The organism is Microbacterium sp. MTN4-26 (genome assembly GCF_042846595.1).
Taxonomy (GTDB): domain Bacteria; phylum Actinomycetota; class Actinomycetes; order Actinomycetales; family Microbacteriaceae; genus Microbacterium; species Microbacterium luteum.
This window is the reverse complement of sequence record NZ_BTGO01000021.1, coordinates 35,520-62,047: the sequence shown is the minus strand read 5'-3', so window position 1 is coordinate 62,047 and position 26,528 is coordinate 35,520. Positions and strand designations below refer to the sequence as shown.

Genomic DNA, 26,528 nt, shown 5'->3' with positions numbered 1-26,528 from the left:
CTCCCTCGGGCTTGAGGATTCGCTAGATGCAAACGGGCACTTTGCAGTTGAGCGTATAGTCGAGGTCTAGCGGATAGTTGGCAGGGAGGCGGCGAGGCCTCCCAAGATGAAGTTTCCTACACTGCCCACCCGCCGGAAGACCTGGACGTGCAGCACACGGGCGTGAAGAACGGATCGGCGACGACTAATCGTTAGAGCTGGGAGTCGCTGACGGGGAGGATGTCATCATGCCGCTCGTCGGAATCCGAAGCCTCGGGCCAACATTGAAGCGGCGCGCGATCGACGTGCTTGCGATCTTCGACCGGCCCAACATCAGCAACGGGCCGACTGAGGCGATCAACGGCCGGCTCGAGCACCGCTGCGGCTCCGCGCTCGGCTTCCGCAACCTCAGCGAGGTCAGCCCCGAAGGCACTCCCATCCACACCTGTCACACGGACCAACCCAGATCGGCTGACAGATCGTCGATGTCATAACCGAATCGACGAACACGCTCCCCGAAGCGCATTCGAATCTCGTCCACCTCGCGAGGTCCGACAATTGGCACTAACAGCCGCTCCAGCGTCCGCGGCACAACACTGCGTGGGCGATTCTTGCGATTCAGCGGATCAAGGCGCCAAAGCCCACGCCCCTGCCGCATAGACTCCCAATACTTGGAGTAGACCACGTCCTTATCCGATACTCGCTTCACCTCAGCTTCATGCGGCGGAAGCCCTGCAAACGACTGCAGTTCTTCCAGTGCAGATGCCGGACTCGCGAGCAGCTTGTCGTAACGAAGGACCCTCACGGCCTTGAGACTCGACAGGTCCCCGCTGAAAGTCTCCATCGCCATCAACCAATGGTCGATGATCGATCCAAGATCGATACCTACTTGAACATGTCGAGGGGCCCACTTCCGCACAGCAAGTGCCTGGATCACAGGGTGTCTCGTGATTACGATGAAGCGAGCTTCTGGAAAGGCCGCCTGGAGGAAGCGCCCTTTCATCAAGTTGGGTGGTGACTTTTCGATGAGGTACTCAGCGCCCGGATTGGTGAAGTGCGGTCGCCACGCGTCGAGAAGAGCGCTCGCAACCCGATCCGGACTTGGCTCGGCGTCCTTCTCGACCAGGTGTGCATCTCGATGATAAGCCCATCTCACATGAATCCCTTTGCCGCGACCGACTTCATGACCCAACTTGATGTCATCTTTGTAGACGCTCTGCCGAAACTGCCCCTCTTCCGATCCGAAATGATTCGGCAGAAGACTCGTTGTGACCGGATTTTCCGTAAGAAGAGCGCTCAGTAACGTCGTTCCACTCCGCTGCAAACCGCCGACAAACACGAATTTTGATGGCGAAACAATCAAGACACTTGCCCCTTCACTAGTATTCGCGAGTACAGATCCGAGATTGCCCGCTCATCGTGCTCGTGATCTCGCCGCCTTCGCTCGTATCGATCCTTCAACTCACGCCCAACGAGCCCCCGCGTCCGCGGGGTCTGCAACCGCCGCGCAAGCTCAACGGCGCCGTCTACATCATCAGCAAGCCACTCGGAACCAACGATCATTCGGTTTCCGGGTAGATCGCTCGCGATCACGGGCAACCCCGACGCGACAGCCTCTTCGAGGGCAAATGGCCTGCCCTCAAAATGACTGAAGAGACAAAAGACGCTGTCCTCCGCAAGGAATTGCGACACATCGGAACGCTCACCCAGGATATCTAGTGGCAGCCCTTCAGCCATACGATTGACCTCGCTCTCTAGCGAGGGCTCTATCGGCCCTACCGCCGTCGCCGAATCGAGCACACCCTCACTGTGCAATTTTCGAAGAACCCGCAAGAACAGGTCGAATCTTTTCTGGGGACTAATACGAGAGATCCATATCAACCTGAGGCCATCACGGTAATTGCGACTATCTAACGTCATCGGCAGATTTGGCGACGGGATCCAAACGTCTCTCCACCCCTTCATTGACAACGGCACTACAGTGAAAGCGCGCTGCGACAATAGCGGCGCACAGCGGAGCGCCAGCAACCTGACGGCCTCTGTGAGCCGGGAGGCACCCGGCAAGCCGCGCGCTCCGTGATAGGTGACAATCAACCGCCGATGGGGCACGACCATAGCTAGTGACTTCAGCCCATGACAATGGAACCAGGTCGATGATCCGCTGTCGAACGCTCTGAGTTGAGCGCGAAGCTTGAAACTCTCACGGAGCGATAGAGTTCTCGTCGGAAAGTCAAGTCTAATGTCCTTAACCGAACTCGGTACCGAATTCATCTGCGCTTCGCCGTGCGGTCGCACGAGAAAAGTTTCGAAGCCGAGTCGATCTGCGAGAGTCGCGTCGCGCACTGCCGCCGAGGCCAAGCCGCCCGATGAAGCCTCAGATACGATCACCATTCGCTTGGAGCACGAAGAAAGCTCAGGTCTCGACATGCTGCCTCCTCGAAGTGCGCCGGGTAGCCGCCTCATGTCCACGCCGCACCGGGAAGTCTCGCGGAGAACCGCGAAGAGTAATGGATAGCGAACAGATACTTAGGCCCGCGAGCAAGGAGAACGCCAGAGAGCCATGCGGGTACGAGAAATATGGTTGCGAGAAAGCTTGCGTAGCCGCACCCACGGTCCAGCCAAGCACAATTGCCCAGTCGCCACTCACTTGGGTCATCTTGAACGACGCACCTAACGTAACAGCGACAATAAGGAGTAGCATCAAGGCTGAGACGATGCCAGTCCGAGCCAGAGCTTCGAAGTAGTCATTATGAGGCTTGCGAACGAGCGTAACTCCGTCAACCGAGAAGCCATTAAGCAGATCGGGCCCAAGCCCGAGTCCCACTAACCATCGGACAGGATCCGCCGTCAGTGCTTCCACGATGCCCGCCCACCAATCCTCACGATCGCGGCGAGAACCCGACAACTGCGATGAGTCATCAAAGACACTAACCAACAGGTCGCGTGTTGTTGCGAAGGATATGTCGCCGACGCGTCCATCGGTGAGGCCTAGCCCACCAAGCAACCCGAATGCCGCAACCAACGCAGTCACCGAGGCGAGCACAACGATCAAGCGCACGAGAAGGTTTGCACCTCCAGCTCGGCGCCATCGAGATTGCGATACCGCGATATATGCTGCCACCATACCCAACGTCACAAGCAATGCCATCCGGCTCTGCCCCACCAATAGGCCGGCGAAGCCGGCGACTGCGGCTAAGAGTCTCAGTAGGCGCCCATTGCCCCATAGTGACGCGGCAACGAGAGCAAGAGCACCGATACTGACATTTCTGAAGCTCAGGAATGACGCAAGCTGATCAGGTAGCCAGACGCCAACCGTAGACAAAGACACAAAACCGATAAGCACCCACGTTAAGCATCGCAACGCACCCCCGAGAACCAGGGGCCCAAGCCTGGCCGCAACAGCACCACCAATTAGAAGTCCCATGAACGACACGGTAATGACAGCGTCTCGAGTAGCCAGAGAGCTATAGTCAGGGAAATCGTGAATCCATCTTGCAGTCGTAATGAAGAGCCAGATGAGCCACAAGAAGAGTACAAATCGAAAGACCGCGCTGGCCTGCATCGCCTCGTAGATATCTCGATGGAGCGCCACCACTAGTATTGCGGCCAACATAAGGACCACCGGTATTCCACCCACCGACCAGATCGATAGGGTGAGTGATATTGTGGCAAGCCCGAAGAGGATTCCGACTGAAACGATTTCAGCAGGCGTCCACGCAAGAATACTCAGCTTCTTAGTCGCACTCACAGCGCGGTCACCGCGTCGAGCACGATTTTCCAGTTTTCAGCATATGCCGCTCGCGAATGAACCTGCTCATATTGAGCACGAGCTCCTCGTGAATACGCGCCAGACGGGCCGTTCGTGTCGACCAACTCAACCAATCGCTCGCTGAGCTCGGTCACTGATCCAGGCGGCGCAAGTCGACCAGCCGCCGGCGGAACCAGATCTGGAATCGAGCCGACATCGTATGCAACGACGGGAACACCGCTCGACAGAGCCTCAATGATGACTAGTGGTTGCGCCTCGAAAGCATACGTCGAAGGGAAGAGAAGCATCAAGGATCCTTGAAGAACGCCCCACTTCTGGTCCCTGTCAAGCGGTCCTCCGATCTGTATTTGCTCCGGGAAAGGGCACGCTTCTCGTGCTTGCATCAGACGCTCATGGAAATCCAGGGAGCCACCAGCACCATGCAACTTTAGAGATAGTGACGGCCGTTTTCCTTGAGCTAGCCCCACGGCTTTGATCGCGTCGAGGGCGCCCTTCTCTTCCAGATAGTTCGAGAGGTAGAGGATATACTGATCATCGTCGCGGCGTTCGCGCGAGTCGGCAGCCCGAATATCGGGCGAATTAGGGATAACCCAGATGGGTCGGCTCGTCAGACTTCTCACGTCCGTGACCATCGAATCGGTCAACGTTACAACTCCAGCTGCGCAGCAGAAGAGGAACTCCGCGGCGACGCGCCATACACGACCCTTTTCTGCAAGCGTTGTGAAACCGCGCGTATGAATATAGAAGACGGTACGAACTCCGAGTAATCGGAGCGCAGTCGCCACCGCAACGTCAACAACGAATGAAAAAGGCCGGTTCGTCACGAATAAGATTGCGACGTGAGGCCGGCGACGCAGGACACTGGAGACGACCGACCCCACCAGCCTGGGTGCCGCAATCACCTTTGACCAACGGAACCGACCAATTTCATCGACGCTGGTGCTGAATCGGCGTTGCACGGTAGTCACGCTGTGGGTCGACTCGAGCACGGCGACCAGCACTTCAGTCATCAACGTAGACCCGGTGACCGGCGGAGGTAGCTGACTGATGACCAGAACCGAGCTGCGATCATCCATTGCCGCTCACCCATGCCTTGACGATGCTACGCCCAGCCAATGCAACAAAGATCATGTTCCCGATGATGTATCGCTTCCACAACCGTCTGGGCTCAGTGATTAGGCGGAAAGCCCATTCAAGACCGACCCGTCGCATCCAGACAGGTGCCTCCCTAACAGTTCCAGCATAGAACCCAAACGCGGCGCCAACCGCCACAGTCGTTATTCCCGTCAGTTCCGTGAGCCTAAGTCCAAGAATGTCCTGTTTAGGGGTTCCAAGCGCAACCAAAACAACATCGGGTTTCGCCTCACAACTTAGGACCGCCTCCCTACAGAGTTCGACGAAGCTCTCGTCGAGCGGCTGAAAAGGCGGAGAATACTCACCCGCTATGGATAGCCCTGGGAAGTCCAACGCGGCGCGTCGAGTCACACGACTGAGAGTGGTTGCATCTCCGCCGAGGAAATAGAAAGACTTTCCTTCCCTGCAGCCTTGCCGAAGAAGCTCGGTGAAGAGCGATGGCCCTCGCACTCGTCCAGCTGACCGCGATCGCGCAACTGCCCGCATCGCGACCACAACTGGCGCGCCGTCAGGGAGATTCAGGCCCGCACCACGAAGCACATCGCCGTACTCCCTGTTTTGCCTTCCAGCAACCAAGCTGTACGCATTCACGAGCCGCACGGGTTTGCTCTCTCGGAGCGCTAGAACCGAGGCCGTTGCGGCGGCGAGAGACGTGACAGCTATCGGCACCCCTCCAATCCGCGTTGTCGAGTGAGGCAGCGAACTCACGCAGTGTTCCCTTCTTGCGGAATGAAAGATGTAGTTCGTTGTAGAGTCGCACGAGGCGCGATATAGAGCGTCAAGACCTGATGGTAGTGGATGGGAGCGGCTCGATTGTCCAGCAAGCTACGAGTGCGCGAACTGGCGCGACAGACCGTGTGGGGCATGCGCTCGGCAACCGCACGAGAGAAGGGTCACGACCTAGGCACCACCAGGCTGCTATCGGGAAGTGGTCGCAGCGGGACCACCTGGATCCAGGAGATGGCTACCGCCGACTCGAATTTGCGGCCGATTTTCGAACCGTTCGACGCACGCCGGGACGTTCGCTTTGGCGTTCTCCCGTTCGGGCGCTACATCGCACCAGCTGAGGAGGCGGCTGATGTCCACTCCGCAGTGCTTCCAGTCCTCACGGGGCTATACAGATCGCCTTGGTCGGATCAGCTAAGCACCCCTCGCCTCGGGCGCCGGTATCGTGGCCGGCTTATTAAGGACATTCGAATTCTCTGCTCCGTAGGTTGGCTCGCGAAGTCGTTCCCAGAGGTCCCCGTGGCGCATGTCGTCCGTCATCCATTCGATGTCGTCCACAGTGGAAACGCCCTGAACTGGAGCGTAGATCGACTGGACTTTTTACTCGAGCAGGCCTCCCTCGAGGCGGATCACTTGTCCGAGCAGGCCTCAGCACTACGGAAGCTTCGCGAGCCGTGGGAACGCGCTGTCGCACTCTGGGCCGTTGAGAATCACGTGGTGTTCCGCACGCTACCGCAAGCAGGAGCCCGGCTAGTGATCTACGAGGAAGCAGTGCGCGATCCGTCCTCTCTTGCCCCCCTCTGGGATCACTTCCGGATCCCACTGAGCCAGGTAGGTGACGCGGATCGACCGTCCAAGATGACCCGACCCGGCAGCCACATACTGAGCCAAGGTGCGCGCGTTCGTCCTGCACCAATTGACGAAGAAATGAGGCGGTCAGGAAGCGAGGTACTGGCGCTCTTTGGCTTTGACCGCGCATTCGCCAGTGACGGATCAGTCGATGCTTCACTGCTTCGGGCTCTTTGGAAAGACCGCGCGTTGTCGAGCTGATCGCGCCGGAGTCACACTCAGGGGACTTTCGCTCTAGCATGGCAAGCACGAGGGCGGTTCACGCACGCGAGAAGTAGGCCGCGATCGTCACTCATGCCAGCGACCGAGATTGAGGCCCAATGAGACGACGCGCATTGATCACTGGAATCACCGGACAAGATGGTTCCTACTTGACGGAACTATTGCTCGGTAAGGGCTATGAGGTGCATGGTGTGATTCGCCGTGCGTCAACATTTAATACAACCCGAATCGACCACCTCTACACCGATCCGCACAACCCCGACGCCAAGCTGTTCCTGCACTACGGAGACTTGAGCGACGGTGCACGCCTGGTCACCTTGATGGCGGAGATCAACCCGGACGAGGTTTACAACCTCGCGGCGCAGTCGCACGTCCGTGTGTCTTTCGACGAACCAGAGCACACCGCCGACACAACCGGCACGGGAACGATCCGCCTCCTCGAGGCAGTCCGCCTGTCGGGCATCGAGACTCGCTTCTACCAGGCGTCGACCTCCGAGCTATATGGCGCAACCCCTCCCCCGCAGAACGAGGAGACGCCGTTCTACCCTCGCTCGCCCTACGCGGCCGCGAAGCTCTACAGCTACTGGATCACCAAGAACTACCGCGAGGCGTACGACATGTTCGCCGTCAACGGGATCCTCTTCAACCACGAGTCGCCCCGTCGCGGTGAGACCTTCGTGACCCGCAAGATCACGCGGGCGGTCGCCCGCATCAAGGCCGGCGTGCAGAAGGACATCTACCTCGGAAACCTCGAGTCGATCCGTGACTGGGGTTACGCCGCCGAATATGTCGAGGGCATGTGGCGCATGCTGCAGGCAGACGAGCCGGAGGACTTCGTGCTGGCGACCGGTGTCGGTTACACGATCAAGGACTTCCTCGAGACCTCGTTCGGCCACGCCGGGCTCGACTGGCAGGAGTATGTGAAGTTCGATGAGCGCTACCTGCGGCCCACCGAGGTCGACGCGCTCATCGGCGACCCGACGAAGGCAGGCGAAAAGCTCGGCTGGGTTCCCACGATCGATGGGAAGGAACTGGCCAAGCTCATGGTTGACGCCGACGTGAAAGCGTTGGAAGAAGGCCCGGAGTGGATCGACAAGGTCAAGCTCGCTTCGTGGGGCACGGCCGACGCGGTCGCGGCGGCGCGATGAGCGGCGGGTTTCGATACGCCGTCGGCGGCTACTCAACCACCGGAGAGTGTGAGGCGCAGCTTTGAGCAGCAGCGACGGCGTGGAGTACACGCCTCAGGAGCTTGACCGCGATGCGACGTTCTACGTCGCCGGTCACCGTGGGCTCGTCGGATCGGCGATTGTCCGCAAGCTCGAGTCGTCGGGTTTCGAGAACATCGTCGGAAAGACCTCCGCCGAACTGGACCTCAAAGACCGCGACGCCGTCTTCGGCTATATGGCCGACGCCAAGCCCACCTACGTCGTGCTCGCCGCGGCGAAGGTTGGCGGGATCATGGCCAACAGCACCTACCCGGTCGACTTCCTGAGCGACAACATGCGCATCCAAGTCAACGTGCTCGATGCCGCCCTCGCGAACGATGTCGAGCGCGTGCTGTTCCTCGGGTCGTCGTGCATCTACCCGAAGTTCGCCGAGCAGCCCATCCGGGAAGACTCGTTGCTCACCGGTCACCTCGAGCCGACGAACGACGCGTACGCGATCGCGAAGATCGCCGGCATTCTGCAGACGCAGGCGGTGCGCCGTCAGTACGGCCTGCCGTGGATCTCGGCGATGCCGACGAACCTCTATGGTCCGAACGACAACTTCTCGCCCAAGGGTTCGCACGTGCTTCCCGCACTCATCCGTCGCTACGACGAAGCGGCAAAGTCAGGAGCGTCGTCGGTCACGAACTGGGGCACGGGAAGCCCCCGCCGCGAGTTCCTGCACGCCGACGATATGGCTGATGCGTGCCTGCATCTCATGGAGCACTACGACGGGCCCGACCAGGTCAACGTCGGCACCGGGTCCGACGTGACGATCAAGGAGATCGCCGAGACCATCGGCGAGGTAACCGGGTTCACCGGCGAGACCGAGTGGGACACATCCAAGCCCGACGGCACCCCGCAGAAGCTCCTCGATGTCTCGAAGCTGGCTGAGGCTGGCTGGACGTCGAAGATCTCACTGCAGGAAGGCCTCGAGCGCACCGTCGCCTGGTACCGCGAGCACGTCGACACCCTGCGCGAGTAGGGACGTGTTCCGGCACATCGTGCTGTTCCGCATCCACGACCACGTCAGCGATGCGTACGTCGACGCGGTGATCGACACTCTGGAGAGCTTTGTGCTCTTCCCGGGCGTCGTGTCGTGGACGACCACCCGCTCCCTCGATGAGCGCAAGGGGCGCATCGTCGTCGAAGATGCGACGTTCGAGTCTCGGGAAGCGTTCGAGCGATTCCGCGCCGACCCGGCGCTCGTGAGCGCCGCGCAGACGATGTCGGAGATCGCGGACTGGTGGGTCGGCGACTACGAGACTTGACGGGAGAGCAGTTCTTCGATCAAGACCACGCACCCTGGCCAGAGTGGATCGGGCAGCGCATCAGCGGGGAACCAGCCGAAGTCGTGCGCTTCGTGGCGAGGGTTGGGTGCACCTGTCGTTCGAGCGACGAACGACAGGCCGATCGCATGCTTGCGAGGGTCTGAGCCAACAGCAATCTCACTGTCGGGAGTGATGTCTGGCGGAAACCACTGATACACGTAGCTCGGCTGCGGATCGAGCGGGAGCTCAAGATCAACCGCGAGTGTGTCGTCGGCGTGGCGGAGAAGCGCGTCGCGGATGGTTTCGCCTCTCAAGACGCGGCCACCCAGGTGGCACCACACCTCACCGAATGGCGAATCGCGCCGTATGAGGCCGACCTCGCTTCCTCCCCCCTCGGGGTCGCGCAGCAGGATGAAATCCACGCACGCGATGGGCATCGATTCTTCGACGAGACGGTAGAGATCGGGCGGAAGAAAGCTCACGGGTCGATTCTGCCGCTGACGCGCGTCGTGACGCTCCGCGTTCGATACGCTGACGAGACCGCCATCTTGGTCTTCGAGGGAACCGACATGCGCATCTCTGCTCGCGCGGACTACGCCGTCCGCGCAACCGTTGCGCTGGCCCGGACGTCGGGCGATGAGCTTGTGCAGGCGGAGCGGATCGCCGAGGAGCAAGGCATCCCCGCCAAGTTTCTGGAAGGAATCCTGCTGACACTGCGCCGCGCGGGCCTCGTGCACAGCCGCCGAGGAGCGAACGGCGGCTACCGGCTGGCGCTTCGTGCCGACGAGATCTCGATCGGCGACGTCATCCGCGCCGTCGACGGCCCCCTCATCTTCGTGCGTGACGAACGCCCCAGCGAGCTTGACTACCCACCGGCACAAGACTCTCTCGCCACCCTGTGGGTGGCGTTGCGATCGAGCGTGCGGCGCGTGCTCGACGCAACCACCGTCGCCGACATCGCGACGGGTCAGTTGCCAAGCATCGTGACCGGCCTGGCCGCCGAACCGGGTGCCTGGGAGAACGGGCCCGCGTAACCGCACGTTACGAGTGCGAGAACATCTCGTCTCTCGAGTGGCGCCTTCGATCCACCTCCACCAGAATTCCTACTAGTTCAGTCGGTTTTGTTGGGAAAGGCGACTCTTTTGCAAACACTCATTCTTCTCGCGCTCGTGGGGCTCGGTGCGCAGCTGGTCGACGGCGCCCTCGGCATGGCATACGGCGTCACGTCGACGACGCTGCTCCTCGCCATCGGAGCCAACCCCGCTGCGGCGAGCGCATCCGTGCATCTCGCCGAGATCGGCACGACTCTCGCCTCGGGGGTGTCTCACTGGCGGTTCGGAAACGTCGATTGGCGTGTGGTCCTGCGCATCGGCGTGCCCGGCGCGATCGGCGCCTTCGCGGGCGCGACCTTCCTGTCTCAGCTCTCGACCGAGGTCGCGCGTCCGATCATGAGCGCGATCCTGCTCACGCTCGGCGTGTATGTGCTCACCCGATTCACTTTCCGCAGCCTGCCGAAGATCGACCGCTCAAGACGGCTCGGCCTGCCGTTTCTCGCCCCGGTCGGACTCATCGGCGGCTTTCTCGATGCCACGGGCGGGGGCGGGTGGGGGCCGGTCGGCACGCCCGCGCTTCTCGCGAGCGGACGCATCGAACCACGCAAGGTGATCGGTTCGATCGACACCAGCGAGTTTCTCGTAGCGCTCGCGGCAAGTGTCGGCTTCCTCGTCGGTCTCGGCACCAGCGGATTCGACTTCGCGTGGGTGCTCGCCCTTCTCGCCGGCGGGCTAATCGCCGCCCCCGTCGCCGCGTGGCTGGTGCGCAAGCTGCCGCCCCGGCTTCTCGGATCATTGGTCGGCGGAGTGATCGTCTTCACGAACGTGCGCACGCTTCTGCTCGAGTTCGACACCACGGGGTTCGTGACGCCGTGGGTTCTCGCCACCGTCGGTGTGCTCTGGGCCGCCGCTGTGGTGTACTCCTGGCTTGCCCACCGTGCCGAGAAGACTGTGCTCTCAGCCTCGGCTGAAGCGGAGACGGATGAACTGCCCGACGAGGTCGCCTCGCGAAGGTGACGGCAGCGGACACCGGCGACCCTGCGGGCATCAGGTCGCCCCCAAGTCCTGCGCATGCTTTCGTGACAGACCCGAAACGCACGTCTGGTAGATGTAAACGTGGTGTCGATGCTGGCACGCTCTGATCCCAGATCTCGCAGCATCACTAGGGGGGCACATGAAAGGCATCGTTCTTGCCGGAGGTTCAGGGACGCGGTTGCATCCTGTGACGCTGGGGGCGTCGAAGCAGCTGGTTCCCGTCTATGACAAGCCCATGGTGTATTACCCCCTTTCGACGCTGATGCTGGCCGGGATCGACGAAATCCTCGTGATCACGACGCCACATGATGCGGCGTCGTTTGAGCGGTTGCTGGGTGATGGGTCGCAGTTTGGTGTGTCGATCTCGTTTGCGGTGCAGCCGTCGCCGGATGGGTTGGCGCAGGCGTTCACCATCGGTGCGGACTTCATCGGCGACGACACTGTCGCGCTGGTGCTGGGTGACAACCTGTTGTACGGCCCGGGGTTGGGTTCGCAGCTGTCCCGGTTCGCCGACATCGATGGTGGGGCGGTGTTCGCCTATTGGGTTGCGGAGCCGTCCGCGTACGGGGTGGTGGAGTTCGATGACACCGGTCGCGCTGTGAGCCTGGAGGAGAAACCCGCTGCGCCGCGGTCGAACTACGCCATCCCGGGCCTGTACTTCTACGACAACGACGTGGTCGAGATCGCCCGGAACCTTCAGCCGTCAGCGCGGGGCGAATTGGAGATCACGGACGTGAACCGGGCATACCTGGAAGCAGGGAAGCTGCAGGTGCAGGTCCTCCCCCGCGGCACGGCGTGGTTGGACACCGGGAAGTTTGACGACATGCTCGACGCTGCCGAATACGTGCGGACGATCGAGCGGCGTACCGGGATGAAGATCGGTGCTCCGGAGGAGATCGCGTGGCGGCAGGGGTTCCTCACCGACGAGCAGCTCGCTGAGCGTGGAGTGGCGCTGAAGAAGTCCGGATACGGGTCCTACCTGTTGGGGTTGCTGGAGCGGGGGGAACGCTGATGCGGTTGCTGGTCACCGGGGGTGCCGGGTTCATCGGCTCCAACTTCGTCCACCACGTCCTGGCCCACACCGACCATGAGGTGACGGTGCTGGACGCGCTCACCTACGCCGGGAACCTCGCCTCCTTGGACGGGCTCCCAGAGGGCCGATTTCGGTTCGTGAAGGGCGACATCACCGACGCCGGCCTGGTGGACGAGTTCTTCGCCGGGGCGGACGCGGTGGTGCACTACGCGGCGGAGTCGCACAACGACAACAGTCTGGATAACCCGCGCCCGTTCCTGGACACCAACATCATCGGCACCTACACGCTGCTCGAAGCAGCCCGGAAGCATGAGGTTCGGTTCCATCACATCTCCACCGACGAGGTCTACGGGGACCTGGAGCTGGATGACCCGGAACGGTTCACCGAGACCACCCCCTACAACCCGTCATCGCCGTATTCATCCACGAAGGCCGGGAGTGATCTGTTGGTGCGGGCGTGGGTGCGCTCGTTCGGGGTGCAGGCGACCATCAGCAACTGTTCGAACAACTACGGGCCGTTCCAGCATGTGGAGAAGTTCATCCCCCGGCAGATCACAAACGTGATCCGCGGCATCCGCCCCAAGCTCTACGGCAAGGGGGAGAACGTGCGGGACTGGATCCACGCCGACGACCACTCCTCCGCCGTCCTCACCATCCTCGACAAGGGCCAGATCGGGCAAACCTATTTGATCGGGGCGGACGGGGAGAAGAACAACAAGACCGTCGTCGAACTCATCCTGCGGTTGATGGGCGAGCCCGCTGACGCGTATGACCACGTCACCGACCGGGCCGGACACGACCTGCGCTACGCGATCGACTCCACACGCCTGCGCACCGAACTCGGCTGGACACCGAAGTACTCCGACTTCGAAGCGGGGTTGGCGGCGACCATCGACTGGTACCGGGAGAACGAAGCCTGGTGGGCACCCGCGAAAGACGGTGTTGAAGCGTTCTACGCCACCCGCGGGCAGTAGGCGGCCACCGTTTCGTCTCGCTCCGCTCGCTCAACGACCGGCTCCGGCCCGAAGGACTCCATGACGCAGTTTGGTAAACCCCTCACCCGCACCGAAACCCCCATCCCGGGGCTGGTCGTGTTCGACCTGCCCGTGCACGGCGATTCCCGGGGGTGGTTCAAGGAGAACTGGCAGCGGGAGAAGATGACCGCTGCGGGGCTACCGGATTTCGGGCCGGTGCAGAACAACGTCTCCTTCAACGACAAAGAAGGCACCACCCGCGGGATCCACGCCGAACCCTGGAACAAGTTCGTCTCCGTCGCCACCGGCCGCATCTTCGGCGCCTGGGTCGACCTGCGCCAAGGCCACACCTACGGTGCCGTGTTCACCACCGAACTCGACCCCTCGAAGGCGATCTTCGTTCCCCGCGGGGTCGGGAACTCGTACCAAACCCTCGAACCCGACACCGCGTACGCGTACCTCGTCAACGAGCACTGGTCCCCCACCGCCGAATACGCCTTCCTCAACCTCGCCGACGAAACCATCGCCATCGACTGGCCTATCCCGCTGGATGAGGCGGAGTTGTCCGAGAAGGATAAGAACCACCCTCGCCTGGCCGATGTCACCCCCATCCCGCCGAGAAAGACGCTCGTGCTCGGCGCCAACGGGCAAGTCGGGCGGGCACTCCGGGACCTCTGGGGCGATCGGCCCGATGTGGAGTTCGCCACCCGAGCCGACATCGACCTCGGTGACCCGACTTCGCTTGCACACGCACGACCGTGGACACAGTACGACACCATCGTCAATGCGGCGGCCTTCTCAGCCGTTGACAAGTCTGAGACCGTCGACGGTCGCCGCGCCGCGTGGACCGTCAATGTCACGGCCGTGGCCGAGCTCGCTCGAATCGCCACCGCGCTCGGCGCCACTCTCGTGCAGATCTCGAGCGACTACGTCTTCGACGGCACCAAAGAGGGCGAGTACGACGAAGACAGCCCGGTCGCGCCACTCGGCGTCTACGGCCAGACGAAGGCTGCCGGCGACGCCATGGTCGCCACGGTGCCCCGCCACTTCATCATCCGCACGAGCTGGGTCGTCGGCGATGGCAACAACTTCGTCCGCACCATGGCATCTCTGGCAGAGCGCGGTGTGAACCCCGCCGTGGTCGACGACCAGCGCGGCCGGCTCACCTTCGCCTCAACGCTCGCGGCCGCCATCCAACACCTCCTGACCGTGCAACCCGAATACGGCATCTACAACGTCACCAACGCCGGCGAGCCGATGACCTGGTACGAGATCGCCCGCCGTGTCTTCGAGATCACCGGCCACGACCCCGACCGCGTCACCCCGACCACAACGAGCGAGTACTACGCCAAAGCCACCACGCCCGTGGCGCCACGACCCGCGAACAGCACGCTCGACATCGCTCGTCTCGTCGCGACGTGTTTCACCCCGGAGGAGGCCGCGGTTGCGCTCAGGAACTACCTGCGAGCTGGCGACGCGGTGAATGTCAGCGTGTAGTCGAAACTCCTCGGCAGGAGGCGCTGGGCCGGCAGCGCACCGGGGCCGCACGAACCCGAGCCGAGACCGGTCTGCCCCGCGTCGAGGTTCAGCCACACACGGTCCGATGCACGAAGTTCGTTGGGGTGCGTTGCGGCGTCGAGGTTCTCGGTTGTCCATCGACGCACGGTGAAGTCGACATGCGGATCGCTTGTGATCGTGAGCACCGACTCCGGAGACGCGACGCGCAGCCACCGGGCGTGCCGGCGATTGCCATTCTCCTGCGGCATCAGGTACGGCGTCTGCATCTCGTCCACCGTGCGGCGCCAGCGACCGAGCCGCGCGGCGCGCGAGCTGTCGACATACGACTCCTCCGGGCCGGGGCCGTACCACTCCACGTCGCCGAATGCGTCTGGCAGGCTCATCCGCAGACCGAACCGCGGCAACGGCACATCCCAGTCACCCAGCGGCTGCGCCTGAACCCGTAGCCTCACCGCCGCTTCCTCGGCTGACCAGGTGAGCCGTGTGTCGAAGGCCAGGTCGCTGCCATCGAATCCGAGCCGTCCCGGCACCACCACGGCATAATCGGCCACCTCGATCGCTCCCACGCGGTAGCGCGGCAGATCGAGACCTATCTCTCGCCAGCGGGCTTCGTGAGGCTCCCAGGAGAAGTCGCGATCGTTGTCGATCACGGCACGCCAGGTGTCGAACCGCGGTGCACCGACCTCGATGCCGGCCAGTGACCGCAGCCGACCGTCGGTGCCATCCAGGATCGCGGAGCCGACGGTGATCTGCTCGCCGTGCGGCACGGGGCTGATCAGATGGGCGACCGGCTGTGCGCGCTCGGTGACCACAGACTGACCCCACGCCACCTCATGTCCCGCGGGCGCCCAGGTGGTCGGTTCGCGGAGCACCGCCCGCACCGTCACCACGCGCTCCGTGGCCGGATCGTGGTCCGGCACATCCAGCGCCAACGGCAGGCGCACCGTCTCGCCGGCAGGCGTGTGCGGGAGGGCGAGATCGCCGGCTGCCACCTCAACGCCGTCGTCGGCGACCGACCACCGAAACGCCAGGTGCGACAGATCGGTGGCGTCGTAGTGATTCCGCACCACGACCTCGCCCGACGAGACGGTGATGCGCACCGGCTCGAACACCTTCTTCAGCTCGTGCAGGCCCGGGCTCGGCGTGCCGTCCGGGAACACGATTCCGTCGGCGATGAAGTTGCCGTCGTGCCGGACTTCACCGAAGTCTCCGCCATAGGCGAAGAACGTCTCACCGTCGGCTGTTGCCTGCCGTAGACCGTGGTCGAACCACTCCCACGTGAAGCCACCCGCGATCCGCGGGTACCGTTCGAAGATTTCCTGGTACTCCGCGAGGCCACCGGGGCCGTTGCCCATCGAGTGCACGTATTCGCACAACAGAAACGGCATGGCCCGGCGCCGCGCATCGAGGTCCGCATCCGGAAACGGGGGCTCCTGACGCTGGCCGATCAGCTCGAGATCGCGATGGGTGGTGTACATGCGGCTGTAGACGTCGACGTACTCGCACGACCAGTCGCGCTCGTAGTGCAGCAGCCGCGACGGGTCGCGTTCCTTCGCCCATCGCGCCATCGCCCCGAGATTCTCACCGGTTCCGCACTCGTTGCCCAGCGACCACATCACCACGCTCGGGTGGTTCTTGTCTCGTTCCACGAGCCGCTGCATGCGGTCGACCAGCGCATCCCGCCACCGCACGTCTTCGGCAGGGTTGCCGGCCAGCTTGTGGAACCAGTCCACCGGAAAGAATCCATGCGTTTCGAAGTCGCACTCGTCGATGACCCAGAGGCCCAACTCGTCGCACAGCTGCAGGAACGCCGCCTGAGGCGGGTAGTGGCTCGTGCGCACGGCGTTGATGTTGTGGCGCTTCATCATCTCGACGTCGTGCCGCATCCGCTCCAACGAGACGGAGCGACCGGTGTCGGGATCGAAGTCGTGTCTGTTCGTCCCGCGGAACAGCAACGGTCGACCGTTCGCGATCAGCACGCCGTCGACGACCTCCACCCGACGGAAGCCGATCCGCAGCCGCACGCGCTCCCCCTCGGTCACGAGCTCGCCGTCGTACAGCCGCGGTTCGTCGGCCGACCACGGCTGCACCGGAATCCGCACCTCGTCACCCGATGCGATGTCGAGGTCGAGTTCGGGGATGATCACTCGCGCGGGAGTCGAGGACTCCACACGAAGCACCCCCTCGCCGCGGAGGTGGTCGTAGTCGGCGTGCACGAAGTGATCGTGAATCGCCGCAGCGGGTCGCCCGAGGAGGGTCACGCTGCGGAAGATGCCCGACAGCCACCACATGTCCTGATCCTCGAGGTAGCTGCCCGACGACCATTGGTGAACCCGCACCGCCAGCACGTTCTCCGCATCCCGCCGCAGCAGATCGGTGACGTCGAACTCGCTGCGCAGCCGGCTGCCCGAGATCACCCCCACCTCGATCCCGTTCAGCCAGATCTTGGCGAGCGAGTCGACGCCGTCGAAACGCAGCAGCACGCGCTCGACCTGCCAGTCCGCCGGCACGCGGAATGTGCGCCGGTAATCCCCCGTCGGGTTCTCGTGCGGCACATACGGCGGATCGACCGGGAACGGGTAGCGGCGATTGGTGTAGGCCGGAGCTCCATGTCCGTGCAGCTGCCAGTGCGCGGGCACGGGGATGCTGCCCCAGGACTCACCCGGGGGTGCGACGTCACCGATGAAGTCGACGGCCGCATCCGCCGTGTCGCTCAGCCGGAACCCCCACGTGCCGTCGAGCGAGAGCTCAGGCGCATCCGAGACCGCGTCGGCGCGCGGCGGGATGGCGCCGCGCAGCGGGAACAGCTCCTCGAAGTACCGGAACGGACGATCCATCGCCACCGGGGCATGGACGAGCCCACGGCTGCGGTCATCGGCAGCCAGGTCGGCCGCGACGCGATCGTTCATCGCGCTGAGACGGTTCATTCCTTGACACCTCCGGTCGTGAGACCCGACTGCCAGTACTTCTGCAGGTAGAGGAAGACGACCACCAGCGGCACGATCGACACCAGTGATCCCGTGATCACGGTGGAGAACTGCGCCGACGCACCGCCGCCCGCCTCACTCGCGGCCTGCAGCTGCGCGAGCCCGAGTGTGAGCGGGAACAGCGTCGGGTCGGAAAGCATGATGAGCGGAAGGAAGTAGTTGTTCCACGTCGCCACGAGGGCGAACAGCAGCACCGTGACGAGACCGGGAACCATGATGCGCAGGGCGATCTGCCAGAAGATGCGGAATTCGCCGGCCCCGTCGATGCGGGCGGCTTCGAGCAGCGTGTCGGGGATCGACTCCTCGGCGTAGATGCGCATCAAGTAGACCCCGAACGGGCTCACCAGTGAGGGCAGGATGATGGCCCACACGGTGTTGGTGAGCCCTGCTCCGGCGAAGAGCAGATACGTCGGGATCGCGAGGGCGGTCATCGGCACCATGATCGCGCCGAGGACGACCGCGAAGAGGAACTTCTTCGCGGGGAAGTCGTACTTGGCGAAGGCGTAGCCGGCAGCCGCCGACAGCAACGCCGCGCCGACGCCGCTGACCACCGCGTACAGCACGGTGTTCCAGATCCACACGCCGAACACACCGTCACGCAAGGTGAACAGCTGCACGAGGTTGTCAATGAAGTGGTTCTCGTCGGCGAACCACAGACCGAAGCTGGTGAACAGGCCGGTGTTGTCCTTGGTCGACGCGATGATCAGCCAGAACAGCGGAATGAGGAAGTACCCCGCGCACAACCACATCACGACGGTTAGCACCGTGCTGCGCCCCTCGCCGGGAGGCATCCCGGTGCCACGGCGGCGGGCGGACCGCGGGGCGTCGGCGGTGGTGACCGCCCGAGTCATGGTCGTGGTCATCGCCGGGCTCCCTTCTCACGACGCGCGGTGGACAGCTGGAACACGTAGGAGACGATCATGATGATGAATCCCAGCAGGAAGGCGATGGCCGCGGCGTAGTTGATGTCCTGGTTGGTGAACGCCAGGTTGTAGGCATAGAGGTTCGGGGAGAACGACGACCCGATCGCGTTCGGGGCGATCTCGTACAGCAGCTTCGGCTCGCTGAACAGCTGGAACGACCCGATCACCGAGAAGATGCCGGTGAGCACCAGCGCCGAGCGGATCGAAGGGATCTTGATGCTCCACGCGATGCGGAACTGGCCGGCCCCATCGATACGAGCCGCCTCGTACTGCTCCGCGGGGATTGCCCGCAGCGCGGCGTACATGATGACCATGTTGTAGCCGACGAACTGCCACGTGACGATGTTCATGATCGAGCCGAGGATGTTGTCGGGCGACAGGAACTGCGGCGACCCGAGCCCCAAGGCCCGCATCACCTGCGCGATCGGTCCGAAATTGTCGCCGTACAGGTATCCCCACATGAGGGTGGCGACCACGCCGGGCACGGCGTAGGGGATGAAGATCGCCAGGCGCGCGAACTTGCCGCCCCGAACCCGAGCGCTGTCCAGGGCGAGGGCGAAAAACAACGCGAGACCGAGCATGATCGGCACCTGGATGACCAGGAACAGCGCCATGCGGCCGAGTCCGCCGAGGAATCGCGGATCCGTCATCGCTCGCGCGTAGTTCTCGAGGCCGACGAACGCGTCGCCCCCGATCAGCTGCACGCGGAACAAGCTCAGGTAGCCGGCATACAGCAGCGGTACGAGCAGCATCGTCACGAACAGCAGCAGGAACGGAGCGATGAACAGGTACGCCCAGACGTTCCGCCGCTGTCGGTCGGTGAGACCCCGCCGCGATGCGATTGCCAGACCGGTCATCGGTCTCTCCTCTCGGTGGATGGGGGCGGCATGCGCCGCCCCCATCGGTCTCAGTCCGTGACGACCGTGAAGCCCTGCGACTCGCCGTACTCGACGAGTTCGTCCTCCCAGGCCTGCAGAGCGCTGACCAGATCGCCCTTCTCGGTGATCGCCGCGCCGAGGGTCTCTTTGAAGCTGGCGCTGGCGAAGTCGTTGTAGGGAAGCCACTGCCACGACGGGTCGACGGTCGCCGAGATGTCGGCGAAGAGAGCGTTGACCTCCTGGCCGCCGTAGAACTCCAGCTCCTGATCACGGAACTCCGGCATCTCCTGCACCTCGACCGAGGCCGGGAAGAGGAACTGTTCGGTGGCGAGCATGACCGTCGACTCCGGGTCGGCGTTGAGGAACTTCACGAACTCCGCCGAGGCGATCGCCGCATCCGAATCCGTGGTGACGGCCATCGCCGATCCGCCCTGGTTGCCCGATGCCGGCGCCGAGGCATCCCACTGCGGCATCTCGGTGGCCCGCCACAGTCCGCTGGTGTTCGCCGCCGTACCCTGCAGGAACACCGGACCCCACGCGGCCGCCAGCCAGCTGGCATACGTGCCGTTGGACATGCTCTGGTACCAGTTGTCGTCGAGCTGGGGTGCAGTGTCGACCAGGTCGCGCTCGATGAGGCCGCCCCAGAAGTCGATGACCTGCATGACCTCGTCGCTGTCGAGGTCGATCGTGACGGTCTCGTCACCGTCGAAGGCGAACGGCTGCGCGCCGGCCTGCCAGAAGAGGGCGAGGATGGGCGAGAAGCTGTTGCCCGGCAGATCGGTGATGTAGGACCCGGTCTGCTCCTTGATCGCCATCGCGGCCTGCTCGTACTCGTCCCACGTCGTGGGCACCTCGACTCCGGCCTCGTCGAAGATGTCGGTGCGGTAGAGCTGCCCGGTGGGCCCGGCGTCCTGCGGCAGACCCCAGACGGCGTCGTCGTAGGCGACCTGGCCCCACGTGCTCGGCACGTACTCGTCTTCCAGGTCAGCCGCGCCGTAGGGGGTGAGATCCAGCACGCTGTCGGTGATGGTGAAGGACGGCAGGAACGAGTACTCGATCTGCACCACATCGGGCACCTCGCCCGACTGCACCGCCGCGCGCAGCTTCTGGTACTGCGCCGTCGCGCCGCCCTGGTTCGACAGCTGAACGGTGATGTCGGGATACTTCTCCTCGAACAGGTCGATCTCGTTCTGGATGTCGGGCACCCACGACCAGAAGTCGATCGTCGTCGGGGTGCTCATCGCCTCGTCGATCTGCTCCTGTGTGATCTCGTCCTGGTTCGCGGACGGAGACCCGCCGGGCGTGGAGCATCCCGCGAGCACGACTGCGGCAGTACCGGCCAGCGCGGCTGCTTTGATCACTCGGCCTCTTCGCACAGCGTTCATTGACTTCCTCTCTCAGAGTTTGTGGATCGACTTCGATCCGGAGCCCGGTCGCCCCGAGAAGGGGAGACGGAGCTCGGAGAGGGCTGCCGCCGACGACCGCTATGGCGTGAATTTACGTTATCACGCACATCGGTCTAAACGTAATCTTTTTATCAATGCCAGCTTGAAATCGGATCCCCTTGATCAGAGATCGTGTCGATCTCATCGATCGTCTGCAGGAGGATCGATCGCATCAGATCGTGCGCGGCGTCACCGTCTCGTCGCTGGATGGCGCCCGCGACATCTACGTGCCGTTGCAGCGCCACGACGTCGGGCTCCGATGGCACGAGGCCGTGCTCGGTGCGGCTCACGAGAATCTGCGCGATGAGGGAGTCCAGCCGCGCGAACATCGCGTTGCGCGAGAGCAGCAGCACGCGAGCATGAAATTGCACATCAAGCGCCAGGAATGCCTCGCCGTCACCCTCCTCGCCCGCAGCCCACAGCTTTCCCGCCAGAGCGATGAGATCGCTGATCTCCGCCGACGTCGCGCGCTGGGCGGCCAGTCGAGCCGCTTCGGGCTCGACTGCGGCACGCAGTTCGACGAGGGCAGCCAGCTGCGCAGCACGGTCGGGCGAGGCAAGACGCCAGCGGATGATCTGCGGGTCGTAGAGATTCCACTCCGTGTCCGGCAGCACGACCACCCCGACGCGCCGGCGCGAGACCGCCAGCCCCATCGACTGCAGCACGCGAACGGTCTCGCGCGCCACGGAACGTGAGATGCCGTAGGTCGACTCGACGTCATCGAGCGTCAGGACGGATCCGGCGGGAAGCTCTCCCGCACAGATCGCAGCGCCGAGTTCATCCAGAACCTTCGAGTGCAGGCCGGCGAGGGAAGAGAGGCCTTCCGTGGGATGCGAGGCAGTCATGAAAGCTGAGGTTATCAGCCTGGCCAGCCGTTGAGATCATACGAATGGACGCCTCGGCGGTGTCAATGCTCAGCCGACGAGCAGCGGCGCACCCGGTCGGTCATACGCCATCGACGGCGCCTGGGTGGCGAGCTTACCGCCGCTCACGTCGACGAGAGTGCCGGTGATGTACGAAGCGAGATCGCTCGCGAGGAAGCACAGCAGGTGAGCGACATCCTCCGCCGTCCCCCAGCGCCGGAGGCTCAGCGTACTGAGCCGCTCAGCCTGAGCCTCGGCCGACATCTCGGCGAAGCCGTTCATGTCGGTGGGGATCATCCCGGGCGCATACGAGTTGACGGTGATGCCCCACGGTCCGAGCTCGCTGGCGAGCGTGCGGGAGAACTGCACGACCGCCGCTTTCGAGGCCCCGTATGCGGCTGCCCCGACGCTCGGCACGATCGCGGCGAACGAGGCGGCGTTGATGATGCGACCCGACGACTGCCCCTTCATGTGCGGGATGACAGCGCGGCACGTGTTGAAGGTGCCGCGTGTATTCACCTCGAACGCGCGGTCCCACAGCGCCGGATCAATGGCATCGACGTCGCCTTCGGCATTGATGCCGGCGTTGTTCACCAGCACATCCACCCGCCCGTGCCGAATGATGATGTCCTCGACGGCCTCCGTCACCGCATCCAGCTGCGTGACGTCGACAGACCGCCAGTGGATCTGGTCGCCCCCGTCGTCGGGAACGGACAGGTCGAGCCCGATCGTCACGGCTCCCTCGCTCGCGAACGTCTCGGCGATGACGCGGCCGATACCCCGCGCGGCTCCGGTGACGACGACCACTCTGCCGTCGAGTGCGATCTGCATCGATACCCCTTTTCGTCGGAGTAAACATACCTTATGTAGTGTTTGAGATGAAACGTAATCTTTTTAAAGGAGGAACGATGGCGGAGCAGATCACCCGCGTCGCGTGGATCACCGGGGCAGGTAGCGGGATGGGGCGCGCGAGCGCGCGGCGACTCGCGCGATCGGGCTTCGCGGTGGCCCTGTCGGGCCGGCGCGAGGACGCGCTGGACGAGGTCGCGCGCGAGATCAGGAGCGAGGGCGGGACCGCCGTCGTCGCTCCGCTCGACGTCACCGACACCGCTTCGATCGCCGCGTGCCACGACCGCATCCTGGCTGAGCTCGGCACGGTGACCGACCTCGTGCTCTCGGCAGGCCTCAACGACCCGCAACGCTCCTGGCGAGACCAGTCACTGGAGAGCGTCAACGCCATCGTCGCCACGAATCTCCTCGGCCCCGTGGGCGCGGTGCAGGCCGTGCTGCCCGGCATGCGGGAGCGAGGCGAAGGCACGATCGTCTTCATCTCCTCTTACTCCGGGTGGCGGTTCTCCCCCGACGCGGGCGTCGCCTACAGCGCGAGCAAGACGGCCCTGTCCTCGCTGAGCGAAACCCTCAATGCACAGGAGAACGTGCACGGCGTGCGCGCCTGCAACCTCTGCCCGGGCGACGTCGACAGCGACTTCCTGTCGATGCGTCCGTCAGTGCCCGATGCCGTCGCACGCCAGTCGATGCTCAGCCCCGACGACGTCGCCGCCTCCGTCGCCTTCGTCATTGAAAGCCCCGCCACGGTGTGCGTGAACGAGTTGGTGGTGACGCCCGTCAAGAAGCGTGGGTGAGCCCGGCTGACGACTTCGGCTTTTTTTGCCTTGACGACTGTCGAATCTTTGTACTATACTCAGGGCTAACGACAAAGTGCCCATTGTCGCTCCTTCGCTGGACGAGCATGACGTCTCGTCCACCCGCAGACGAGTTTGGGCACCGACATGTTTTCTCCCGGCGACGAGTCATCCGAGGCCGCGCAGCGCACCGCGGCGTTCGTGCACCGTCTGACCGAGGCCAAGGCCGAAGAGGCTGCCGCGGCCGCGAAGACATCCGCGATCCTGGCGGAGGCTTACGCGTTCACCCTCGAGCAGACGGAACGCCTGCGCTCGGCATCGGCCAGAGAGCGCGAAATGCCTCTGCGCGCAATGGCCGCGGAACTCGCAGTCGCCTCGAGAATGAACGACCGCACGATGCAGACGCATCTGTTCGAAGCCCACCGCACGGTGACCCAGTTCCATGAGACGTGGGAGTCGTGGCAGGCGGGCCGGGTGTCCCGGGCGCATGTGAAGGTGATCGTCGACACGGGTGCTGAGCTTGCCGATCCGGGGGCCCGGGAATCGTACGAACGGGATGTGCTCGACTATGCCGAGACCACCTCCCCCGCCCGAGTCCGGTCGTATGCGGAGCAGGTCGCGGAGAACCTCAACCCGAAGAGCATGCAGGAACGACACGACGACGCAGTGCTGGACCGACGCGTGTGGGTCGACGACCTGCGAGATGGGATGTCGATGCTCGGGGTGATCGGACCGTCCGTGGAGGTCCACGGGGTCTACGACCGGCTCACCCGGCAGGGCAAAGCGATCACAGCCGCCGACCGGAAGGCACGACGCGACGCCGCAGAGAGAGCGTCCGGCGAGCACGCGTCCGGGGACGGTGCACCATCCGGGGCGGCCGGTGCGGACGTGGGGACGGACGGTGCCGACACAGGGGCGAGCTTCGGGCTCGATACCCGTGCCAACGGGGCGGAGGCCACCGGGGATGCGACCACCGACGCGGGTGTGTGGTTCGACGAGCGGACGCTGAACCAGATCCGCACCGACCTGCTCCTGGACATGATGCTCACCGCCTCCCCCTCCGTCGACCCGACCGGCGGTGCGGGTGGGTTGGGTGCGATCCGCGCACACGTGCAAGTCACCGTCCCGGCCACCACACTCGCCGGAACCACCGCCGGTGGGGCGGAACTGAACGGGAAATGCGCCGTGGACCCCGAAACGGCGAAGATCCTCGCCGGCAACGCCCCCGGCTTCGACCGGGTCTTCCTCGACCCCATCACCGGTACCGTCCTCGCCGTCGACCGACGCTTCGCCACACCGGCGCAGAAACGGTACCTGGTGGCCCGGGATATCCGGTGCCGGTTCCCCGGATGCCGCAGACCCGCGATCGACTGCGACATCGATCACCGTGAAGACTGGGCCCTCGGCGGCAAGACCGACATCGACAACCTCGGCGCGTTCTGCGAAAGCCACCACACCCTGAAACAAGCCGCCGGGTGGACCGTGACACAACTCCCCGGCGGCAGGCTGCACTTCACCGCACCCTCCGGGCTGGAATACACCGACAACCCACCACCACGGGTCATGTTCACCCCCGACCTCGACAGCGGGCCAGGCGACACGGACCCACCCGAGTCAGAAGCATCCACGCCGCCGTTCTAGGGCGATACGTCCGACCTCGTCGGCCTCCGACGAGGCAAGCGCAGCAGTAACGCAATCGCGCGACCGGTGGCCCGCGAGGGGTGCCTGAGTTGGTGCTCATGCCCGCGGCCGCCGACAAACATGGGCCTGCGAGCCCCCCGGACGTTCGCTGCACTTCAGACGACTGCCTACTGCCTCCTTAATTCGTTGGAAACGCGACGGTAACCCGGCGGGGTCGCGTGACCGATAACGTTCCAGAGTTGGGCAGCGGAGTTCGGTGCATTCATTGGGGGAGCATCGGGCAGTGATGTTGTCCGCGTCATACGAGGTTGGGGACTCATGAAGACGAAACAACGGCGTCTGCTGTCGGCTGGGATCGCGGGAGCGCTGGTGATCGGCGGGATCAGCACCTGGTCCATCACAGCGGCCAACGCAGACAGCCTCTCCGGCTCGGTGTCGGTGGTGCTGGACTTCACGGACAGGGACACGCCCACCGCGACGATCGTCTCGCAGAACCTCTCGGCCGTCACGGCCTGGGGAGTGGCCGAACTTTCGTACGGCAGCACCGTGAAGCGGTGGGGTCCCACGAAGTACGACGCGGGCGAGAGTCGCACCTACTACCACGAGATTCCCGGGTGCACGTGCGAACTCGCGGCCAGCGCGACGGCCATCGCCTGGGGCTTCCACGAAGACGGCGACCGAGAGCCCGACTGGACAACCGGCGAGATGACCACCGCGGATCCGCGCGTCACCGTCATCGGATGCGACGGCCCAACGCCGACGCCCACCCCGACGCCGACCATTACGCCGACACCCACGCCGACGCCGACGGTCACCCCGTCACCGACGCCGACGGTGACCCCGTCGCCGACGCCCACCGTCACGCCCTCCCCGTCGCCGACGGGATCGCCGACGGACACACCGACACCCGACCCGACAGCGACTCCGGCGGCAGCCACCGGGCAGCTCCCGGCGACGGGCGGCGTGATCGGATGGACCCTCGGGCTCGGAGCGCTCGGTGCCGCGGCTGTCGGCACGGGAGTGTGGCTGCGTCGTCACCGACGGGTCTGAGGCGCGGTAACGATCGCGCTTTACGCAGCAATCACACAACGAACGTCGAGGAATCGCCGGTGTGGGCCGTCTGGCATCGACCGACGGCCCACCTGCTGGCTAGCCTCGAAGGTGCGGGCGCTCTGAGCCGCCACGCTGGAACGTTCACCAATCTGGGGGGATCATGAACGCTCGCCGACGCACGCTGTATGCGCCGCGGCAGTCTCGACCGCTGACGCCGTGGTGGCGCTATGAGGTCGGCGGACTGCCGGTGTGGGCGATGATCGTGATCGTGCCGGTCGTGGCCGCGCTTGTCGGCTACACCGTCCTGAACATTCCGAGCTGACGGCAA

25 protein-coding genes and 1 pseudogene are annotated in these 26,528 nt (G+C 63.9%); 14 read left to right on the top strand and 12 right to left on the bottom strand.

Annotation, left to right across the window (positions count from 1 at the left end; all coding sequences use genetic code 11):
• Nucleotides 1-233: 233 nt before the first annotated feature.
• Nucleotides 234-473, top strand: a pseudogene (locus ACGG9C_RS15290) (transposase); the annotation flags it as partial.
• On the opposite strand, the gene ACGG9C_RS15285 reads toward ACGG9C_RS15290, so the two are convergent.
• The 5 genes from ACGG9C_RS15285 to ACGG9C_RS15265 form a co-directional block, all read right to left on the bottom strand.
• Nucleotides 428-1,342 (bottom strand): sulfotransferase family protein, encoded by a 915-nt coding sequence (locus ACGG9C_RS15285; RefSeq protein ID WP_390178837.1) that lies wholly within the window; start codon nt 1,340-1,342, stop codon nt 428-430. The pseudogene ACGG9C_RS15290 and the gene ACGG9C_RS15285 overlap by 46 nt on opposite strands.
• Nucleotides 1,339-1,899, bottom strand: a complete 561-nt coding sequence (locus ACGG9C_RS15280) for a glycosyltransferase (protein WP_390178840.1) — start codon at nt 1,897-1,899, stop codon at nt 1,339-1,341. Before ACGG9C_RS15280 ends, ACGG9C_RS15285 begins: the two co-directional genes overlap by 4 nt.
• A gap of 493 nt (nt 1,900-2,392) precedes the next feature.
• The gene (locus ACGG9C_RS15275; RefSeq protein WP_390178836.1) at nt 2,393-3,727 is read right to left on the bottom strand and encodes an O-antigen ligase family protein; all 1,335 of its coding nucleotides are present in this window, start codon (nt 3,725-3,727) and stop codon (nt 2,393-2,395) included.
• A complete protein-coding gene (locus ACGG9C_RS15270; RefSeq protein WP_390178835.1) occupies nt 3,724-4,758 on the bottom strand; it encodes a glycosyltransferase family 4 protein in 1,035 nt (344 codons plus the stop codon). The genes ACGG9C_RS15275 and ACGG9C_RS15270 overlap by 4 nt, the downstream gene beginning before the upstream one ends.
• A gap of 58 nt (nt 4,759-4,816) precedes the next feature.
• Complete coding sequence (locus tag ACGG9C_RS15265) at nt 4,817-5,422, bottom strand: WecB/TagA/CpsF family glycosyltransferase (RefSeq protein ID WP_390178839.1); 606 nt, start codon at nt 5,420-5,422, stop codon at nt 4,817-4,819.
• Between the two features lie 258 nt (nt 5,423-5,680).
• On the opposite strand from ACGG9C_RS15265, the gene ACGG9C_RS15260 reads away from it, so the two are divergent.
• The 4 genes from ACGG9C_RS15260 (at nt 5,681) to ACGG9C_RS15245 (ending at nt 9,155) form a co-directional block, all read left to right on the top strand.
• Nucleotides 5,681-6,658 carry a sulfotransferase gene (locus ACGG9C_RS15260; RefSeq protein ID WP_390178834.1) on the top strand — a complete coding sequence of 326 codons (978 nt, stop codon included), beginning with the start codon at nt 5,681-5,683 and terminating at the stop codon, nt 6,656-6,658.
• A gap of 119 nt (nt 6,659-6,777) precedes the next feature.
• On the top strand, nt 6,778-7,827 hold the full coding sequence (gene gmd / locus ACGG9C_RS15255) for a GDP-mannose 4,6-dehydratase (protein ID WP_390178833.1): 1,050 nt from the start codon (nt 6,778-6,780) through the stop codon (nt 7,825-7,827).
• 61 nt (nt 7,828-7,888) lie between these two features.
• Nucleotides 7,889-8,869 carry a GDP-L-fucose synthase family protein gene (locus ACGG9C_RS15250; RefSeq protein WP_390178832.1) on the top strand — a complete coding sequence of 327 codons (981 nt, stop codon included), beginning with the start codon at nt 7,889-7,891 and terminating at the stop codon, nt 8,867-8,869.
• Between the two features lie 4 nt (nt 8,870-8,873).
• Nucleotides 8,874-9,155: a Dabb family protein gene (locus ACGG9C_RS15245; protein ID WP_390178831.1), complete on the top strand. Its 282-nt coding sequence runs from the start codon at nt 8,874-8,876 to the stop codon at nt 9,153-9,155.
• On the opposite strand, the gene ACGG9C_RS15240 is transcribed toward ACGG9C_RS15245, so the two are convergent.
• Nucleotides 9,143-9,637 (bottom strand): DUF4916 domain-containing protein, encoded by a 495-nt coding sequence (locus ACGG9C_RS15240; protein ID WP_390178830.1) that lies wholly within the window; start codon nt 9,635-9,637, stop codon nt 9,143-9,145. The two genes, ACGG9C_RS15245 and ACGG9C_RS15240, sit on opposite strands and share 13 nt — an antisense overlap.
• Before the next feature lie 87 nt (nt 9,638-9,724).
• Here ACGG9C_RS15240 and ACGG9C_RS15235 point away from each other — a divergent pair, with 87 nt between their 5' ends.
• The 5 genes from ACGG9C_RS15235 to ACGG9C_RS15215 all read left to right on the top strand — a co-directional run bounded on the left by ACGG9C_RS15235 (nt 9,725) and on the right by ACGG9C_RS15215 (nt 14,746).
• Nucleotides 9,725-10,189 carry an RrF2 family transcriptional regulator gene (locus ACGG9C_RS15235; protein ID WP_390178829.1) on the top strand — a complete coding sequence of 155 codons (465 nt, stop codon included), beginning with the start codon at nt 9,725-9,727 and terminating at the stop codon, nt 10,187-10,189.
• A 108-nt stretch (nt 10,190-10,297) separates the two neighbouring features.
• Complete coding sequence (locus tag ACGG9C_RS15230) at nt 10,298-11,224, top strand: sulfite exporter TauE/SafE family protein (RefSeq protein WP_390178828.1); 927 nt, start codon at nt 10,298-10,300, stop codon at nt 11,222-11,224.
• Nucleotides 11,225-11,381: 157 nt separating this feature from the next.
• Nucleotides 11,382-12,254, top strand: coding sequence for a glucose-1-phosphate thymidylyltransferase RfbA (rfbA, locus tag ACGG9C_RS15225; RefSeq protein WP_390178827.1), 873 nt, complete (start codon nt 11,382-11,384; stop codon nt 12,252-12,254).
• The gene (gene rfbB, locus ACGG9C_RS15220) at nt 12,251-13,249 is read left to right on the top strand and encodes a dTDP-glucose 4,6-dehydratase (RefSeq protein WP_390178838.1); all 999 of its coding nucleotides are present in this window, start codon (nt 12,251-12,253) and stop codon (nt 13,247-13,249) included. Before rfbA ends, rfbB begins: the two co-directional genes overlap by 4 nt.
• A gap of 60 nt (nt 13,250-13,309) precedes the next feature.
• A complete protein-coding gene (locus tag ACGG9C_RS15215) occupies nt 13,310-14,746 on the top strand; it encodes a sugar nucleotide-binding protein (RefSeq protein ID WP_390178826.1) in 1,437 nt (478 codons plus the stop codon).
• Here ACGG9C_RS15215 and ACGG9C_RS15210 read toward each other — a convergent pair.
• From ACGG9C_RS15210 to ACGG9C_RS15185, 6 genes are all read right to left on the bottom strand, one after another.
• The gene (locus ACGG9C_RS15210; protein ID WP_390178825.1) at nt 14,707-17,694 is read right to left on the bottom strand and encodes a glycoside hydrolase family 2 TIM barrel-domain containing protein; all 2,988 of its coding nucleotides are present in this window, start codon (nt 17,692-17,694) and stop codon (nt 14,707-14,709) included. The genes ACGG9C_RS15215 and ACGG9C_RS15210 overlap by 40 nt on opposite strands.
• On the bottom strand, nt 17,691-18,617 hold the full coding sequence (locus ACGG9C_RS15205; RefSeq protein ID WP_390178824.1) for a carbohydrate ABC transporter permease: 927 nt from the start codon (nt 18,615-18,617) through the stop codon (nt 17,691-17,693). The genes ACGG9C_RS15210 and ACGG9C_RS15205 overlap by 4 nt, the downstream gene beginning before the upstream one ends.
• On the bottom strand, nt 18,614-19,534 hold the full coding sequence (locus ACGG9C_RS15200) for a carbohydrate ABC transporter permease (protein WP_286720359.1): 921 nt from the start codon (nt 19,532-19,534) through the stop codon (nt 18,614-18,616). Before ACGG9C_RS15200 ends, ACGG9C_RS15205 begins: the two co-directional genes overlap by 4 nt.
• Nucleotides 19,535-19,584: 50 nt before the next feature.
• Nucleotides 19,585-20,916 carry an ABC transporter substrate-binding protein gene (locus ACGG9C_RS15195; protein ID WP_390178823.1) on the bottom strand — a complete coding sequence of 444 codons (1,332 nt, stop codon included), beginning with the start codon at nt 20,914-20,916 and terminating at the stop codon, nt 19,585-19,587.
• Nucleotides 20,917-21,092: 176 nt separating this feature from the next.
• Nucleotides 21,093-21,845: a FadR/GntR family transcriptional regulator gene (locus ACGG9C_RS15190; RefSeq protein WP_286720355.1), complete on the bottom strand. Its 753-nt coding sequence runs from the start codon at nt 21,843-21,845 to the stop codon at nt 21,093-21,095.
• A gap of 69 nt (nt 21,846-21,914) precedes the next feature.
• Nucleotides 21,915-22,694, bottom strand: coding sequence for an SDR family NAD(P)-dependent oxidoreductase (locus tag ACGG9C_RS15185; RefSeq protein ID WP_286720352.1), 780 nt, complete (start codon nt 22,692-22,694; stop codon nt 21,915-21,917).
• Nucleotides 22,695-22,771: 77 nt separating this feature from the next.
• On the opposite strand from ACGG9C_RS15185, the gene ACGG9C_RS15180 reads away from it, so the two are divergent.
• The 4 genes from ACGG9C_RS15180 to ACGG9C_RS15165 all read left to right on the top strand — a co-directional run bounded on the left by ACGG9C_RS15180 (nt 22,772) and on the right by ACGG9C_RS15165 (nt 26,522).
• Nucleotides 22,772-23,506, top strand: coding sequence for an SDR family oxidoreductase (locus ACGG9C_RS15180; RefSeq protein WP_390178822.1), 735 nt, complete (start codon nt 22,772-22,774; stop codon nt 23,504-23,506).
• Nucleotides 23,507-23,653: 147 nt separating this feature from the next.
• Nucleotides 23,654-25,147 (top strand): DUF222 domain-containing protein, encoded by a 1,494-nt coding sequence (locus tag ACGG9C_RS15175; protein ID WP_390178821.1) that lies wholly within the window; start codon nt 23,654-23,656, stop codon nt 25,145-25,147.
• 318 nt (nt 25,148-25,465) lie between these two features.
• On the top strand, nt 25,466-26,197 hold the full coding sequence (locus ACGG9C_RS15170) for a hypothetical protein (protein ID WP_390178820.1): 732 nt from the start codon (nt 25,466-25,468) through the stop codon (nt 26,195-26,197).
• A gap of 163 nt (nt 26,198-26,360) precedes the next feature.
• The gene (locus tag ACGG9C_RS15165) at nt 26,361-26,522 is read left to right on the top strand and encodes a hypothetical protein (protein ID WP_194383737.1); all 162 of its coding nucleotides are present in this window, start codon (nt 26,361-26,363) and stop codon (nt 26,520-26,522) included.
• The last annotated feature ends 6 nt before the right edge of the window (nt 26,523-26,528 follow it).

What these genes read in the sequence shown, in the direction of transcription:
- ACGG9C_RS15280 (WP_390178840.1), bottom strand. Translation starts at nt 1,899, where the DNA reads ATGACGTTAGATAGTCGCAATTACCGTGATGGCCTCAGGTTGATATGG.
- ACGG9C_RS15270 (WP_390178835.1), bottom strand. Translation starts at nt 4,758, where the DNA reads ATGACTGAAGTGCTGGTCGCCGTGCTCGAGTCGACCCACAGCGTGACT.
- ACGG9C_RS15260 (WP_390178834.1), top strand. Translation starts at nt 5,681, where the DNA reads ATGGGAGCGGCTCGATTGTCCAGCAAGCTACGAGTGCGCGAACTGGCG.
- gmd (WP_390178833.1), top strand. Translation starts at nt 6,778, where the DNA reads ATGAGACGACGCGCATTGATCACTGGAATCACCGGACAAGATGGTTCC.
- ACGG9C_RS15235 (WP_390178829.1), top strand. Translation starts at nt 9,725, where the DNA reads ATGCGCATCTCTGCTCGCGCGGACTACGCCGTCCGCGCAACCGTTGCG.
- rfbA (WP_390178827.1), top strand. Translation starts at nt 11,382, where the DNA reads ATGAAAGGCATCGTTCTTGCCGGAGGTTCAGGGACGCGGTTGCATCCT.
- ACGG9C_RS15215 (WP_390178826.1), top strand. Translation starts at nt 13,310, where the DNA reads ATGACGCAGTTTGGTAAACCCCTCACCCGCACCGAAACCCCCATCCCG.
- ACGG9C_RS15210 (WP_390178825.1), bottom strand. Translation starts at nt 17,694, where the DNA reads ATGAACCGTCTCAGCGCGATGAACGATCGCGTCGCGGCCGACCTGGCT.
- ACGG9C_RS15205 (WP_390178824.1), bottom strand. Translation starts at nt 18,617, where the DNA reads ATGACCACGACCATGACTCGGGCGGTCACCACCGCCGACGCCCCGCGG.
- ACGG9C_RS15200 (WP_286720359.1), bottom strand. Translation starts at nt 19,534, where the DNA reads ATGACCGGTCTGGCAATCGCATCGCGGCGGGGTCTCACCGACCGACAG.
- ACGG9C_RS15190 (WP_286720355.1), bottom strand. Translation starts at nt 21,845, where the DNA reads ATGACTGCCTCGCATCCCACGGAAGGCCTCTCTTCCCTCGCCGGCCTG.
- ACGG9C_RS15185 (WP_286720352.1), bottom strand. Translation starts at nt 22,694, where the DNA reads ATGCAGATCGCACTCGACGGCAGAGTGGTCGTCGTCACCGGAGCCGCG.
- ACGG9C_RS15180 (WP_390178822.1), top strand. Translation starts at nt 22,772, where the DNA reads ATGGCGGAGCAGATCACCCGCGTCGCGTGGATCACCGGGGCAGGTAGC.
- ACGG9C_RS15175 (WP_390178821.1), top strand. Translation starts at nt 23,654, where the DNA reads ATGTTTTCTCCCGGCGACGAGTCATCCGAGGCCGCGCAGCGCACCGCG.
- ACGG9C_RS15170 (WP_390178820.1), top strand. Translation starts at nt 25,466, where the DNA reads ATGAAGACGAAACAACGGCGTCTGCTGTCGGCTGGGATCGCGGGAGCG.
- ACGG9C_RS15165 (WP_194383737.1), top strand. Translation starts at nt 26,361, where the DNA reads ATGAACGCTCGCCGACGCACGCTGTATGCGCCGCGGCAGTCTCGACCG.